We start from the raw sequence: 883 nt of genomic DNA on the forward strand, positions 1-883 counted from the left end.
GCTACCATCAGCCGTGAACTGGCCAAAAACCACCAGCAGCCTAAACAACCCTATAATGCTCAACAGGCTCAACAACGGGCGGGGGTGGCCAACAAACGGACGCCCTACAAACTGAAAGGGTCACTCTTGGCTACCGTCATTGGCCGACTACCAGACCGTCTCTCGCCAGAGCAAATTGGTGGTGAACTCCAACGGACATCGACTAAAGAGGTGCTGCATCACGAAACGATCTATCGCTACATCTATCGACATGCCGCTTTGACTGACCAACAACCCGTTGACCATGAGCCGCTTATCCAATACCTTCGTATTCGTCATCGTAGGCGGTACAAGAAGCGGGGCAAACCCCTTAAACGGCAACTTATTCCCAATCGGGTCAGTATTGACCTGCGCCCCCCAGTGGTCGAGACCAATACTGAACTAGGCCATTGGGAAGCCGACACCGTCATTGGCAAGGGCCATGATGGTGCCCTGTTAACTTTAGTGGAGCGACGTACCAAGTACGTGCTGATCGTCAAGTTAGCTTCTAAACAAGCCCGTGCCCTGAGTGGAGCCGCCACCAAAGCGTTGCGTCGAAGTGGGTTACCCGTCAAGACGATCACCTTCGACAACGGGCTGGAATTTGCCTACCATGAGCGCATTGCCCAACCCTTTGAAGCCGCTACTTATTTTGCTCATCCTTACCACAGTTGGGAGCGTGGTCTGAATGAAAATACGAACGGTCTACTCCGCCAGTACATCCCCAAATCCTGTCCGATTAGTATAGTCCGTCCTACGGACGTATCTTGGATCGAGACCCAATTAAATGATCGACCCCGCAAAAGTTTGGGCTATCTAAGTCCGGCTGAGTTCGTCAAGAATGAGCTTTATGCACTGCAAATGT

General features: G+C 52.0%; 1 protein-coding gene. It reads left to right on the forward strand.

Going from position 1 to position 883, the window contains the following annotated elements; translation table 11 throughout:
* On the forward strand, nt 1-883 hold an 883-nt coding region (locus ACYVHB_RS32875; RefSeq protein WP_461056328.1), incomplete at both ends, for an IS30 family transposase.

The sequence above is a fragment of the Spirosoma arcticum genome (assembly GCF_054779955.1).